This is a genomic window from Pseudomonas sp. Sample_9, from assembly GCF_004307535.1.
In the GTDB taxonomy this organism is placed as follows: domain Bacteria; phylum Pseudomonadota; class Gammaproteobacteria; order Pseudomonadales; family Pseudomonadaceae; genus Aquipseudomonas; species Aquipseudomonas mercuritolerans.
The window spans coordinates 1-13,642 of the sequence record NZ_RAZO01000356.1 but is presented as its reverse complement, the minus strand read 5'-3'; the positions used below and the strand labels follow the sequence as shown (position 1 = coordinate 13,642).

Annotated in this window: 17 protein-coding genes; 9 read left to right on the top strand and 8 right to left on the bottom strand. The window is 59.2% G+C overall.

What is annotated here, in order from left to right:
• Positions 1–2,201, bottom strand: a 2,201-nt coding sequence (locus D6877_RS20505; RefSeq protein WP_130911941.1) for a monovalent cation/H+ antiporter subunit A, incomplete at its 3' end; no start/stop codon positions are given.
• Between the two features lie 238 nt (positions 2,202–2,439).
• The gene (locus tag D6877_RS20500) at positions 2,440–3,375 is read right to left on the bottom strand and encodes a DMT family transporter (RefSeq protein WP_130911940.1); all 936 of its coding nucleotides are present in this window, start codon (positions 3,373–3,375) and stop codon (positions 2,440–2,442) included.
• Positions 3,376–3,460: 85 nt separating this feature from the next.
• Between D6877_RS20500 and D6877_RS20495 the strand changes: the two genes are divergently transcribed.
• Together D6877_RS20495 and D6877_RS20490 are read left to right on the top strand one after the other, a co-directional pair.
• Positions 3,461–4,024, top strand: a complete 564-nt coding sequence (locus D6877_RS20495) for an XRE family transcriptional regulator (RefSeq protein WP_130911939.1) — start codon at positions 3,461–3,463, stop codon at positions 4,022–4,024.
• The gene (locus D6877_RS20490) at positions 4,025–5,428 is read left to right on the top strand and encodes an FAD/NAD(P)-binding protein (RefSeq protein WP_130911938.1); all 1,404 of its coding nucleotides are present in this window, start codon (positions 4,025–4,027) and stop codon (positions 5,426–5,428) included.
• Positions 5,429–5,628: 200 nt separating this feature from the next.
• Here the strand turns inward: D6877_RS20490 and ppnN are convergent, their stop codons facing one another.
• Positions 5,629–7,002: a nucleotide 5'-monophosphate nucleosidase PpnN gene (gene ppnN / locus D6877_RS20485; protein WP_125918542.1), complete on the bottom strand. Its 1,374-nt coding sequence runs from the start codon at positions 7,000–7,002 to the stop codon at positions 5,629–5,631.
• 222 nt (positions 7,003–7,224) lie between these two features.
• Here ppnN and D6877_RS20480 point away from each other — a divergent pair, with 222 nt between their 5' ends.
• Positions 7,225–7,752 carry a DUF3087 domain-containing protein gene (locus tag D6877_RS20480; RefSeq protein WP_130911937.1) on the top strand — a complete coding sequence of 176 codons (528 nt, stop codon included), beginning with the start codon at positions 7,225–7,227 and terminating at the stop codon, positions 7,750–7,752.
• On the opposite strand, the gene D6877_RS20475 is transcribed toward D6877_RS20480, so the two are convergent.
• Positions 7,749–8,135, bottom strand: a complete 387-nt coding sequence (locus tag D6877_RS20475) for a DUF2784 domain-containing protein (RefSeq protein ID WP_130911936.1) — start codon at positions 8,133–8,135, stop codon at positions 7,749–7,751. The two genes, D6877_RS20480 and D6877_RS20475, sit on opposite strands and share 4 nt — an antisense overlap.
• 128 nt (positions 8,136–8,263) lie before the next feature.
• On the opposite strand from D6877_RS20475, the gene D6877_RS29440 reads away from it, so the two are divergent.
• Positions 8,264–8,407 (top strand): hypothetical protein, encoded by a 144-nt coding sequence (locus D6877_RS29440; protein WP_178083721.1) that lies wholly within the window; start codon positions 8,264–8,266, stop codon positions 8,405–8,407.
• A gap of 45 nt (positions 8,408–8,452) precedes the next feature.
• On the opposite strand, the gene D6877_RS20470 is transcribed toward D6877_RS29440, so the two are convergent.
• Together D6877_RS20470 and D6877_RS20465 are read right to left on the bottom strand one after the other, a co-directional pair.
• A complete protein-coding gene (locus D6877_RS20470; protein WP_042606722.1) occupies positions 8,453–8,725 on the bottom strand; it encodes a hypothetical protein in 273 nt (90 codons plus the stop codon).
• 263 nt (positions 8,726–8,988) lie between these two features.
• Positions 8,989–9,669 carry an SOS response-associated peptidase family protein gene (locus D6877_RS20465; protein WP_130911935.1) on the bottom strand — a complete coding sequence of 227 codons (681 nt, stop codon included), beginning with the start codon at positions 9,667–9,669 and terminating at the stop codon, positions 8,989–8,991.
• Positions 9,670–9,823: 154 nt separating this feature from the next.
• On the opposite strand from D6877_RS20465, the gene D6877_RS20460 reads away from it, so the two are divergent.
• The 3 genes from D6877_RS20460 (at position 9,824) to D6877_RS20450 (ending at position 12,150) form a co-directional block, all read left to right on the top strand.
• The gene (locus tag D6877_RS20460) at positions 9,824–10,771 is read left to right on the top strand and encodes an ABC transporter substrate-binding protein (RefSeq protein ID WP_130911934.1); all 948 of its coding nucleotides are present in this window, start codon (positions 9,824–9,826) and stop codon (positions 10,769–10,771) included.
• 130 nt (positions 10,772–10,901) lie between these two features.
• On the top strand, positions 10,902–11,801 hold the full coding sequence (locus D6877_RS20455) for a polysaccharide deacetylase family protein (RefSeq protein ID WP_130911933.1): 900 nt from the start codon (positions 10,902–10,904) through the stop codon (positions 11,799–11,801).
• A gap of 106 nt (positions 11,802–11,907) precedes the next feature.
• Positions 11,908–12,150: a DUF1652 domain-containing protein gene (locus D6877_RS20450; protein WP_130911932.1), complete on the top strand. Its 243-nt coding sequence runs from the start codon at positions 11,908–11,910 to the stop codon at positions 12,148–12,150.
• Between the two features lie 3 nt (positions 12,151–12,153).
• Here D6877_RS20450 and D6877_RS20445 read toward each other — a convergent pair whose 3' ends face one another.
• A complete protein-coding gene (locus D6877_RS20445; protein ID WP_130911931.1) occupies positions 12,154–12,516 on the bottom strand; it encodes an NUDIX hydrolase in 363 nt (120 codons plus the stop codon).
• Between the two features lie 220 nt (positions 12,517–12,736).
• On the opposite strand from D6877_RS20445, the gene D6877_RS20440 reads away from it, so the two are divergent.
• Positions 12,737–12,934: a DUF2188 domain-containing protein gene (locus D6877_RS20440; protein ID WP_130911930.1), complete on the top strand. Its 198-nt coding sequence runs from the start codon at positions 12,737–12,739 to the stop codon at positions 12,932–12,934.
• Between the two features lie 57 nt (positions 12,935–12,991).
• Here the strand turns inward: D6877_RS20440 and D6877_RS20435 are convergent, their stop codons facing one another.
• The gene (locus D6877_RS20435; RefSeq protein ID WP_041480783.1) at positions 12,992–13,231 is read right to left on the bottom strand and encodes a hypothetical protein; all 240 of its coding nucleotides are present in this window, start codon (positions 13,229–13,231) and stop codon (positions 12,992–12,994) included.
• A 184-nt stretch (positions 13,232–13,415) separates the two neighbouring features.
• Between D6877_RS20435 and D6877_RS29645 the strand changes: the two genes are divergently transcribed.
• Positions 13,416–13,642 (top strand): hypothetical protein (locus D6877_RS29645; RefSeq protein WP_130911929.1); only part of this gene is annotated, 227 nt, incomplete at its 3' end.

The following is a 13,642-nucleotide window of genomic DNA, read 5'->3' as shown; positions in this document are numbered from 1 at the left end:
AGGTAGAAAGAGGAAATGTGGTTCGGCGTCTGCCGGGTGAGCATGGCGTAGGACAACAGCGCCATACCCGCACCGACGGCGATCGACAGCAGCAAGTCGCGCAGACGACGAATGCGCGCCTTGCGCAGGCTGCTTGGCAGCGGCGAGACTTCCTCGATGCGTCGCGGCAACCAGCGCAGGCCGAGCAGGATCAACACCGTGGTCACCACTTCTACCGCCAATTGCGTCAGTGCCAGATCCGGCGCGGAGAACCAGACGAAGGTCACGCAGGTCATCAGGCCACAGACGCTGACCATGGTCAGGGCAGCCAGACGGTGATACTTCGCCTGCCAGGCGGCGCCGAGCGCACAGGCGATCGCCAGCAGCCACAGGGTCACGAAGACGATGGAACCAGGGATCTTCGGCCGGTCGCCCCAGGTCAGGGTGCTGTGCAGCATCGGGATCAGGCCGGCGAGCACGGCGGCCAATACCATCAGAAACAGCTGCATCTGCAAGCGCTTGGTGCCCAGTCGCCGCTCGACGCGCCGGGCGAGGCGCATCATCACGACCAGACTGCGCTCGAACAAACGCTTGCCGTTGAAGCGGCCCACCAGCGGCGGGTACTTGAAACGGCCCAGTTTGAACTGCTTGCGCAGCAGCAGATAGAGGAGGATGCCGCCGGACATGGCGATCAGGCTCATGATCATCGGCGCGTTCAAGCCGTGCCAGATGGCCAGGCTGTATTCCGGCAACTCCCCGCCAACTACGGGCAGCGCGGCAGCAGCGAGCAGTGGCCCGACGATCTGCGCCGGGAAAATCCCCACCAGCAGACAGGTGAATACCAGCAACTCGACGGGTGCGCGCATCCAGCGTGGCGGTTCGTGCGGGGTGTGCGGCAGATCAGTAGCAGTGGGGCCGAAGAACACGTCAACGGTGAAGCGCAGGGAGTAGGCGACGCTGAACATGCCAGCGATGGTCGCGACGATCGGCAGACTGGTTTCGACCCACGCCGTGGCGTTGATGAACACGGTTTCGGCGAAGAACATCTCCTTCGACAGGAAACCGTTGAGCAGCGGCACGCCGGCCATTGAGGCGCTGGCGACCATGGCCAGTGTTGCCGTATAGGGAACCAGCTTGATCAGGCCGCTGAGTTTGCGAATGTCACGGGTACCGCTTTCGTGGTCAATGATGCCGGCGGCCATGAACAGCGAAGCTTTGAACGTCGCGTGATTGAGAATGTGAAACACCGCCGCCACCGCGGCCAGTGAACTGTTCAGGCCCAAAAGCAAAGTGATCAGACCGAGATGGCTGATGGTCGAGTAGGCCAGCAAGCCTTTGAGATCGTTCTGGAACATCGCGCAGTACGCGCCGAGCAACAGCGTACAGGCGCCCGCTCCGCTGACGATGTAGAACCATTCCTCACTGCCGGACAGCGACGGCCACAGACGTGCCAAAAGGAAAACCCCGGCCTTGACCATGGTCGCCGAGTGCAGATAGGCCGAGACGGGCGTCGGTGCCGCCATGGCGTGAGGCAGCCAGAAGTGAAACGGGAATTGCGCGCTTTTGCTCAGCGCGCCGATCAGGATGAGTGGCAAAAGAACAGGGTAGAGGGCATGTGCGCGAATCAGATCGCCGGCGGCCAGGACCTTGTCCAGGTCATAGCTGCCAACGACATGGCCGAGGATCATGACCCCCGCCAGCAGACATAATCCGCCGGCACCGGTGACCATCAGCGCCATATAAGCACCGCGCCGCGCATCGGAGCGGTGGTGCCAGTAGCCGATCAGCAGGAACGAGAAGAGGCTGGTCAGCTCCCAGAAAAACACGATCTGAATCAGATTGCCGGAGATCACCAGGCCAAGCATGGCGCCCATGAATGCCAGGAAAAACGCGAAGAAGCGTGGCACCGGGTCGTCCGGCGACATGTAATAACGGGCATATAAAGAGACAAGTGTGCCGATGCCGAGCACCAGCATCGAGAACAGCCAGGCGAAGCCGTCCATGCGCAGAACGAAGTTCAGCCCAAGGCTGGGCAACCACATGAATTCTTCGCGGATTACGCCACCGTGGGCGATTTGCGGGTACAGCATTGCGACCTGAACGGTGCCGATCAGAGCGACCAGACCCGCCAGCAGCGATTCGGCATTACGCGCATTGTGCGGCAGCACTGCTGCCAGACAGCTGCCGATGAACGGCAGAAGCAGTAGAACTATCAGGGACATAGGCTTCTAATCTGCGGAAGTTTGTGAAGCATCATACGTGCCAGCTCCCTGATCACCAAACGCGAGGATGTCTCAGAATCCTACAAAGTAGTCTGGAATTTTGTGTTTGGCGCTGTTTCAGGGGCAACGAAGGTGCGGCGCATTCGCGAGCAGGCTCGCTCCCACACTGGAATGCATTTTCAAAATGTGGGAGCGAGCCTGCTCGCAAAAGCATGGGTGCAGCCTAAGAGATTGCGGGTCACCCCTGCGTTTCCCGCTCCAACTCAGCTTCTGCCTCGGTGGACCTTCCCTTGGTCTTCAACTCACTGACTATCACCGCCGCAACGATCAACCCCGCGCCCACCAGTGCAATCGCCGGCAAACGCTCCCCGGCAATCCGACCAACGATTCCGGCCCATACCGGCTCACCGGCATAGATCAACGTCGCCCGAGTCGGCGAAACGCTCTTCTGCGCCCAGTTCATCGCCACCTGGATCGCCGCACTCGCCGCGCCCAGGCCCAAAGCCGTCGCCAGCAATAACCAGGAAAACTCCGGAATCACTTCGCCGGTCGGCACCACCAGCAGGAACGACAACACCGACGTCACCGCCAGTTGCACCACCGTCACTCGCCGTACATCAACCTGCCCGGCGAACGTGCTGATCAGAATGATTTCGGCCGCGATCGCAACGGCGCTGATCAATGTCGCGATTTCTCCGGGACTGAAATTCAGCGCGGCACCCGACGGGCCCGACAACAGCATCAGTCCGGTAAACGCCAGCATGATTCCGATACTTGGCATCAACCCTGGACGCCGACCCAGCACCAGCCATTGCAGCAGCGGCACAAACGGTACATACAACGCGGTAATGAACGCCGACTGACTGCTCGGAATGCTCTGCAACCCGACCGTCTGCAAGCCATAACCAAGCATGATCGCGACACCGATGAACGACCCTGCCTTGACTTCGAACAAGGTCAACTCGCGCAAGTGCCGCCAGGAAAACATCGCCACGATCGCCGCCGCTGCGGCGAAGCGCAAGCCGACGAAAAACATCGGGCCGCTGACCGTCATGGCATGTTGCACAATCAGAAACGTGCCGCCCCAGATCATGGTGATCAGCACCAGCACGCACTCGGCTTTGCTGAAGCGGGAAAAGCGGATTCGGGACGCAGAATTGTTTGGCGACATCATGACCTTGCGCACATTAAAAGGGAGGCCGCACAATGCCGCCAACGTTGCGCAGTATACTGCCCAACCCCACCGAGTGAGCAATATAGTGCACAAAGATTTGACTCAGCGAGCCTCCGTTCTGCAACACGTCAGCCAGAACGTTCGACGCCTGCGCCATGCTGCGGATATGAGCCAGACCGCACTGGCAGAAAAATCCGGGGTGAGCCGACGGATGCTGGTAGCAATCGAGGCAGGAGAAAAGAATGTCAGCCTGACCACGCTTGATCGCGTTGCCGAAGCGCTCGACGTTGCCTTCAGTGATCTGATCCAGGCGCACGATGCGCGCGATCCGAGCCGTATCAACGAGGTTGCCTGGGCGGGCACGATTCCCGGCAGCAGAGCCGTGCTACTGTCCAAAGCCACCGCGAGCCGCGAAGTCGAGCAATGGGAGTGGTGCCTGCAACCGGGCGAAGTTTATCCGTCGCAACCGGACGCCGATGGCTGGAGCGAGCAGATTTACGTATTTGAGGGTTGCCTGACGCTGATGCTCGGCGAGCAGCCGCAGCACATCAACAAAGGAGAGTTTTTCATGTTCGCCAGCAATCAACCGCATGCCTACCGCAACGATGGCGATGTGGCTGCGCGGTTCGTGCGTAATGTGGTGATCTGAATGGGACAGCCTGCGGACATCCTGATCATCGGCGGCGGCCTCAGTGGCACCATGCTGGCGGTGCAATTGTTACGCCTGTCTGGGCAACGAAGAATTGCGATTATCGAGCCGCGTGCTGAATTGGGACGTGGTGAGGCTTACAGCGCAGTCGAGTTGGGACATACGCTGAACGGCAACGCGGCGCGGATGAGCGTCGACCCGGATAATCCTGATGATCTGACGCAGTGGCTGACCGCGCATATTGCCGGCGGCGGCTGGCCGGAGTCGGCTGAGCAGGATGTGCCGGTTAGTGAACTGTTTCCGCCTCGAGGCTTGTTCGGCGTGTACGTGCAACAGCGTCTGGCCGAAGCCAGAGCAGTGGGTACGCTGCAAGGTTCGACCGTTGAACATTTCTGTGCTGAAGCCGTCGACCTGCAAGTTGATGCTGGTTCAGTGCAGCTCACCTTGAGCGATGGCCAGATTTTGCGTGGATCGCAGGCAGTGCTGGCCACCGGCATGTATCCTGCCGCTCGCACGCCGCAGACGCAATCCAGTGGCCTTAACGCCGCCGCGCTCGATCCTTGGGATGTGGCGGCCATGCGTGAACTCGACCCGCAGTCCACCGTGCTGATCATCGGCTCCGGTCTGACCATGGTTGATGCCGTGGTGTCGCTCGAGCAGGCCGGGCATCGCGGGCCGATCGAGGTGTTCTCCCGGCATGGCCTGCTGCCGCACGTGCGCCGTCAACCGCCGGCCTGGGTGGATTTTCTGGCAGCAGATCACAGCATCCGTACGCCCCGCCAGTTGTTGCGCGAATTGCGCCGACATTGTCGCGACGCAATCGCCCAAGGCATCGACTGGCAGGCGCCGCTGGATACGGTTCGCGCGCATATCGCGCGGTTGTGGAGTCAGGCGACTGACGTGCAGCGTCGACAATTCGTACGGCATGTACGGCCATGGTGGGAGAGTCATCACCATCGTTCGCCGCCACTGAGTGCCGAGTTGATCGAACGGCTGCACCAGGAAGGGCGCTTGCGCATTCATGCAGCGTCTTTCAAGGGCATTGAGCCCGGCGCGGGCGATGCTGTGACCATTCGCATCCGTCCGCGGGGTGAGACTGAAACATCTACAGTGAGCGGTGCGGCGCTGATCAACTCCAGCGGTATCGAATACGACTGGCGGCGAGTCGCACGACCGTTGCCGCAGCAATTGCTGGCGCGGGGACTGGTGCAGCCGGGGCCGCTGGCGCTGGGGATCACAGCAAAGGACGGCGCAGTGGTGGATGCCGAAGGGCAGGTGAGCGCTCGGTTGTTCGCCATGGGCCCGCCGTTGCGCGGGATGTGGTGGGAGAGTACGGCGGTGGCGGACGTCGCTGCGCAGGCCAAAGCGTTGGCTCGGCGGTTGGTGGATAGCCCGAAAGATTGATGTGTTTTTTCGGGCTTCTTCGCGAGCAGGCTCGCTCCCACAGGGGGAATTTAGGTTGTGACTACAATTTGCGCCACACCATAAATCCTGTGGGAGCGAGCTTGCTCGCGAAAGCGTCATCTGATTCAACGTCTCTGTGAATGAAAGACCGCTATCGCTGGCAAGCCAGCTCCCACATTGGGTTTTGTGACGGCTTGAGACTATGCGACGACCTGGTAGCAAGGCACATACGCCGCGCCGCCCGGCAACTTCATCCGGTGCTGGGCGACGAAGGCTTTGAGCAGCGCATCAAGCGGCTGCATGATCGCCGCATCACCGCGGATCTGATATGGCCCGTGTTCTTCGATCAGGCGAATGCCCTTGTCCTTGACGTTACCAGCGACAATTCCGGAAAACGCCCGACGCAGGTTGGCGGCCAATTCGTGGGCCGGCTGGTCGCGATGCAGTTTCAGGTTGGCCATGTTTTCGTGGGTCGGATCGAACGGGCGCTGGAAGCCCTCGTCGATCTTCAGCAGCCAGTTGAAGTGGAACGCGTCGTTACGCTCGCGGCGGAACTGCTTCACCGCTTTCAAGCCTTGAGTCATCTGCCGCGCCACTTCGGCCGGGTCGTCGATGATGATCTCGTAATGCTGCTTCGCCGCTTCGCCAAGGGTTGCAATGACGAACGCATCCAGCTGTTCGAGATACGGCGCAGCGTTCTTCGGCCCGGTGAGGATCACCGGGAACGGCAGACCTTCATTGCCCGGGTGCATCAGGATGCCGAGCAGATACAGGAACTCTTCGGCCGTACCGGCGCCGCCCGGGAAAATGATGATGCCGTGGCCGACACGGACGAAGGCTTCCAGACGCTTTTCGATGTCCGGCAGGATCACCAGCTCATTGACGATCGGGTTAGGCGCTTCGGCGGCGATGATGCCTGGCTCGGTCAGGCCGAGGTAGCGACCGCCGTGAATGCGCTGCTTGGCATGGGCGATGGTTGCGCCCTTCATTGGGCCTTTCATCACGCCCGGACCGCAACCGGTGCAGATGTCGAGGCTGCGCAAGCCCAGTTCATGGCCGACTTTCTTGGTGTATTTGTATTCTTCGGTGTTGATCGAGTGGCCGCCCCAGCACACCACGATCTTCGGTTCGACGCCCGGGCGCAGGGTGCGCGCGTTGCGCAGCAGGTGGAACACGTAGTCGCTGATGCCTTGGGAATTGCTCAGGTCGATGCGCTGGCTGTCGAGTTCGTTCTCGGTGTAGACAATGTCGCGCAGGGCGCTGAAGAGCATTTCGCGGGTGCTGGCGATCATCTCGCCGTCGACGAACGCGTCGGCCGGAGCGTTCAGCAGCTCCAGGCGCACACCGCGATCCTGTTGGTGAATGCGGATTTCGAAGTCCTTGTAGGCTTCGAGGATGGTCTTGGCATTGTCGACATGCGCGCCAGTGTTGAGGATGGCCAGGGCGCACTGGCGGAAGAGGGTATAGGTGCTGCCGGATCCGGCTTCGCTCAGTTGCTGAACTTCACGTTGAGAAAGGGTTTCCAGGCTGCCTTTCGGGCTGACCGAGGCATTGATTACGTGTCGTTGGGTCATGCAGTGATCCTTAAAACGATGTCATCCACAACGCAGCGGATGGCATCCGAATAGTGTGTATCCATGAATGAAGATGGCACGATCTGCGTTATACCGCCATGTCCCGTTGGACTTTGAAAAGATGAAAAGGAGCCCCAGCATAGCTAAAACCCGGTGCGATGCGATAATGCGCTGGCGAGTTTTTTCCGTTGCGCGTTTTGCCACTCAGGGAAGTCATTTTCGATGTTCGAGATTCAGCCGATGGACCCCGCTACCTTTCGTCAGCAGACCCGCCGCAGCACGATCATCATCGCCGTGCTGTTTCTGCTGTTGGCCATGCTGTTTTCGTCTGTTGCGGTAGCAGTGTTCGGTGAGCCGGACGGCGATAATCTGCGCTTCAATGTTGGCGGCGTATTCGTGGCATTCCTGCTGACGGCGGCGCTGTTGCGCGGGCGGTTCTGGCACCAGACTTGGATGGCCCCGGCGGTGTACAGCTGGCGCCTCAAGCGCAATCTGATGAGCATCACCAATGTCATGCATCAGGTGACAGCGGCGGTGCAGAACAACGATCCGACGGCGATGAAGGTGTTGCGTTTCTATCACCTCGGATTGCTGCAAATGCATGAGCTGGACGGCAACTCCAGCGAACATGGACAACTGCGTGACGAAGTCGAACAGCACAAGACGCGGATGCAGGCGCAGGGCCTCGATCCTGACCAGCCACGCTTCGATCCGCAGTGGCTGGAGACGTTGAAGCCAGCCGCGCGTTAAAACGGAATGCGTCGGGCGCGGCGCAGTTTCCACGAGCGCAGCAGTCGTGCGTACACCAGCAGGTTGACCGCCAGCACCACGCTGCCGAGTGCCAGTTGTATCTGCGGGGTCAGACCCGCCGGGTAAATGATCGGCCAGATGTAATGCTCGATGAAGCCACCGGCGTATTCGGTCTGCCCGGCCGCGTGGCGCATCAGGTTTTCCCAGTAGGTCAGCGGACAGGTCAGGTGCAACACCTCGACCGCCACTCCCCATGCGGCCGCTGGCAAATGCAGCCATAGCAGCCGTGGCCAGCGCAGCACCAACAGCCCGCCGAACAGCACGAACAAGATGAAACACAAGTGAAACAGCACCAGCCCGTCGGCGGCGATTCGGTACAGCATGGCGTCTTCCTGACGTTAAAGATGGATGGCGCTATGGTACGCCGCGCGGGACAACATTCGGTGGTGAATTTGGGCGAAGAAATGTGTTCTACCCTTAACAATGATCAACTGTTGTGAGGGCAGTGGATATGGCAAACGAGCAAACGCGTCCGGAAGAAGATGAGCCAACAGAGGAAGAGATCGAGCGACAAAAGAGACAGGAAAAAACCTGGAAGCGCGATGACAGCCGCGAGCTGTCGGACCGCGATCAGGAGCGTCCTTTGAAACCTTGAACAACGCATGTGAAGAGCCCCGCAGTCAGCGGGGCTCTTCGCGTTTCAGAGGTCTTCCAGCTGCGTGAAGTCCGGGTATGTCGCGCGATACCCCAACGTTCGATCGATCCACGCATTGAGCTCATTGACCATCACCGGCGGATGGCCGGGATAACCCTCAAGGGTGCTGCGCAGGGTGCGTTCGATGTCGGGCACGCTGTGCAGGTTTCGGGTCTTGATGTAATGGCCGATAAAACAGTCGAGTTCCAGGCGTTCTGTCTTGGACAGATGGACACACTTCAGGCCGCTGACCTGTTTGATTGCAAAATCGTCGCTCACTTATTTCTCTGCAAGGCTTGAAAGTTGTTGATGGATTCCTGATTTCTTTGACTCTTTGGTCAACTGGTATACCAATCGGAAAGGCGGCGCGCATGCTATCCGCAGTACGGAAAAATGTATGTATGACTGTCGAAATGTCTGACAGGCGGTTGATTCGCTCAAACGGCTGTTTCATGAGGGTTGTATCGCGGTTGAAACACTTTCTGTAACGCGGGGGACTCAGCGGAGCCGTTGGTTGATTAACGCAAGGATGCACGGATCATTTAGTCGACTCGCTCTATCAACTGCGCACCCTGATTACGCGTATTACCGACCGCTTTGCCGACCTTGTACCACTCGAAGGCCTCGCTGGGCTCGCCCTCAAACAGCAACATCTGCTCGGCGCGGTCCACTGGCGTAGCCGGATCAAGCCATTCCCGAGCTCGCGCCGAATCGAAAACCACGGGGCGGCGATCATGAATATCGAGCATGCCGCCCAGGCTGTCGGCGGTGATGATGACGAATCCATCGTCATCCCTCGGCGCAGCCCCCGGTGCCGGAAATTGGCCGATGCCCGCGCAGAAAACCGGGGTGTGGTCCGCGCGACGAATCAACCACGGCTGTCGGGATTTTTCCCCGCTATCAACCCACTCGAACCAGTTGTCCACCGGCACGATCAACCGCTGCCGCCAGATCGCTCGGAAGAACGCGCCGTGGGCGACTTTTTCCACCCGAGCGTTGATGGGCGGGGCACGATCCCTGGCCCAGTGCGGGCGCCAGCCCCAGCGCAAATTGTCAGCATGGATGGCCCGTTCGTGTTGATGCACAACCGTCAGCGCCGTGGTGGGCGCCGCGTTGTAGCGATCCAGCGGCGCATCGCCAACGTGATTGATCAAAGCATCGGGGATGCTCAACACCGCAACGAAATCGTGAATCCCGCGGTACTGCGTGAGTCTTCCGCACATGACTGAAATCTCCTCGAGAAATCTCAGTCTAGTTGCGCCTGCGTGGATGGTTCCACCGTGCGGTAATACCGTGCTTACGTTATGCAAAATTAGAATTTAAAAACTGAAATCAAGAGCGTTATGGTCTATGTAAATCCCATCTGCAGGACTCGCCATGAAGTTGTCTTGTTTCCTCCGCCGCGCGCTGACCGTTGCCTTGTTGACCTCACCACTTGCTTACGCCTCGGAGCCTCTGGTCCTGCATGTCGGCGATCAGAACTACTACAATATCCGCGCTTCGATTGAGGCCTCGGGAGTGTTGAAAGACGCACCTTATACAGTCGACTGGAAACACTTCCAGGCTGCCGCGCCGCTCGCCGAGGCGTTGCAGAGCGGCTCGCTGGACCTCGGGTTTCTCGGCGATTCGGGTTTTCTGTTTCTCGTTGCTAAACAGGCACCAGTGAAACTGATCGGCGTAACGCGGCAGAATCCCGACACCATTGCCTTGCTGGTGCCCAAGGACTCGCCGGTGAAAACCATTGCCGATCTAAAGGGCAAAAAGGTCGCCTACTGGCCGGGAGCCTGGAGTCAGCAACTGACTTTGCGCGCGCTGGAGCAGGGCGGGTTACCGGAAAACTACGTCGACTTCGTCAAGCTGATGCCGATCGACGCGGCCGCCGCGCTGCCACAGGGCAGCATTGACGCCTTTCCGGTGTGGGAGCCGTATATCTCGCAACAGATTGTGTTCTCCGGTGCGCGACCGATTCTGACGGCGAAAAACCTGATGCCAGGGCTGAGCGCCATCGCTGCGTCGACTCCTTCCATCGACAGCAAGCGTGCGGCGATTGCCGATTTTCTCGGACGATTGAAACAGGCGCGCGCCTGGGTTGATAACCACACCGACGAGTACGCTGACCTCTGGGCGAAAAAGGCCAACCTCGATCAACAGGTCTCACGACATTGGTTACGCCAGGCGCACATGAGCGTCGGGCCGGTGGATCAACAGGCGGCTGCGGATCTGCAGAGCACGGCGGACTTCCTGTTCAAAGTCAAGGCACTGCCGGCACCGCTGGCCACGGCGGGCATCATCGACACTTCATTTCAACAAGCCTTGACGCACTGAAAACCAGCACCGGAACCAAACCCTGTGTACCGTATCCAACCTGCGCTCGCAGATAGCTGCGCAGGGATGGACAAAGGGCGAGGGAGTTTTGCCATTCGATCACACGACGGCCGCGGCCTCAGGGCAAGACATGATTTCCGGATGCAAACTTCTTTGTGCTGCGCTCATCGCGTTGGGTCTGGCCGGCTGCATCGCCGCGCCGATCGAAATGACCGCGCAAACCGAGAGCCGTCTGCGAGCCCAGGCGCCCGTGCGTTTCCTGCTGACGTTCGATGATGGTCCAAGCGCTTCAGGATTCTGGAATCCCACCGCCACTGTTCTCGACAGCCTCAAAAGCAATCCGGTGCAACCAGACATCAAAGCCGTGTTTTTTGTGCAGACCCGAGCACCCAGGGCAGGCGACAGCGAGATCGGCCGCAGCCTGATGCATCGCGAACAGGCCGAGGGACATATTCTCGCTTTTCACACCGCGACCCACTGGCACACCAACCATCGCTCACTCGACCCGCAGGAACTGGAGCAGTCGCTGACCGATGGCAGTGCTGACATCGCCGCGATCACCGGGGCGCCGCCCAAGCTGTTGCGCCCGCCGTTCTGGAACTATGACAAACGCACATTTGCGGCCTACCGGAAACATGGCTTGCACGTCTTGCTCACGGATTTGAGTGCCAATGACGGCAAGATCTGGGGCTTTAGCGCCAGCCCGCGGCGCCGCGCAAACATGCTGCGGCAGTTATCGGAAGTGCGCGAACGTATCGCCCTTGGTCAATTGCCCACGGTAGACGGCGTGATTCCGCTGGTCGTGACGTTCCATGATCTCAATCGTTACACGGCGCGCCACACCCGGGAATATCTGCAGATTCTGCTCGATAGCGCGGCGGCGACCGGGGTCAGACTGGCGGACAAGCCGTTCTACGACGATCAGGCCGCGCTGGAAAAAGCCGCGCTGGCGCGTACTGTTCAGCAAAGCGCTGAACCGGTGAATCTGCCCGGAATGTGGAACTGGATCTGGGATCACGACGCGCATTGAGTGGCGTGAGTACTTTGTGATCGACTTGGCATTTGCGGGCCGGGCAATAAGCACTTCCTGCATCTATGCTCGATGGATCGATTCTCCGCCTGCGAGGCGCCCGTCCATGCTTGCCATTGCCGATATTTGCCGCATCGTCGAGTCAGGCTTTCCCACGTACAAATGTGATTGCGCGCCAACGGAGCAGGGGTTGTTGCGCATCAAGGTGTATGAGCCGGGCAGCGGGCGTGTAGAACTGTTGCTGGATGGCGTATCTCCCGAGCATCTGGTCACGATTCGCGATATTTCCAACTTCATCGGTGAGTTGCGCACGGAAATCAACGCGGGGCGCCGAGCTTTCGCCGGTTGATCGCTATAAACGCCGTTGAAAGGCCCGCACGATGCGCCGTGTCGCGTCGTTGGTCTCAAGATTGTGCACGGCATCGAGCGGAAACCAGATGCAGTCGACGATTTCGTTCTGTGGGCGGACATCGTCAATGTTGACCACCGAAGCCTCATAGACGTGATGCCGCGTACTCCCCGACTGCAGATCCATCAAGTACAGCACTTCGTCAGCATTCAACCCGGTTTCTTCCTGCAATTCGCGCACGGCCGCCGCCGCACGGGTTTCCCCGGGCTCGACCTTGCCGCCGGGCAATGACCAGTGATGGCGGGGTTTGCGAACCAGGAGGATGTGCCGATCCTGCTCGCAAATGACGGTGGCGCGTACTTTCATGAATGCCCTGCTGGTGCGTGTCATAAAACTGTAATCAAACTGCAATATTCGAGCCGCATGCGGGTTTAAAGGTTCCCTTTGAATTGGGAGCCATTTCGACACGGAAAAGTGCCAGCCTATTGACGGGACGGCGCGCGATATCCGGTTTACAGCGCAGCGGGGAGCGGGTGTAAGGTGAGCACTTACACCGAAAATACCCGTTGGCAAAAAGGAGGTGCTCATGAGCATTCCAATGCTGAACAAGCTGCACATGAACGGTTACGACGTGCTCAGCGTGAACAACGGCCCATGGCGGGTCTGCACTGAAGGTGATCGACTGGCGTCATTTACCACCAGGGAAGAGGCGATGGCCTATGCGGCAGCGCTTCCCGGTTACAGGCAACGTCCCAGGCAGGTGCAAAGGCAAAATGTCAGTTGACGCGTCGTAACGAAAAAGCCCCGGGTGCGTCCCGGGGCTTGCTGTTTGAACTAAGTCTCAGTGAACCTTGATTCGGCTGATGGTCCGGGCTTTTACCTCCTTGGCATAGATCTGCAATCTCTCCTCGTCGCTTTGCAGGATTTCGCAAGAACGCAACACAGTCTGGGCGTCTGCCTCGTTACCGGATTTGCGCAGCTGTTCGGCGATGCGCTTGAGGTCGACTGCCGACCACCTCAGGTCCGACGCCACGCTTTGCAGATCCCGTTGAAGTTCGTGTTCATATTCATTGAGCCGCATGATCACCTCCAGAACATTCTCGGTAGAAAAGAGTAGTCGCATTTTTGCAGATGCAGCCAGGTCATCTGACGCCCGGCTGAACGGATGTGAAAAATTGTCCAATCTTCGGTAACGGCGGGGTGCCACGATGGATGTGCACACGGTTAAACGGTACATTCACGTTTTTTCGAAACAGGTAAACAGCATGCGCGTATGGATCGGCACTTTGAGCCTGGCTCTGTTGACGGGTTGCTCGTTACCGGCGTCGTTGGTGCCAGGTGAGCCAAACCTCAGCAAGACCAGTGAAAAGCCTCCCAGGGAATATGCTGCGTGTTTGTTACCGTTGTGGCAGAAGGACGTCGCGAAGACTTCTCAGGCGTCGATTTCCAACGGCTACCGGATTACCGCGCCGAGCATCATCACGGCGGATGA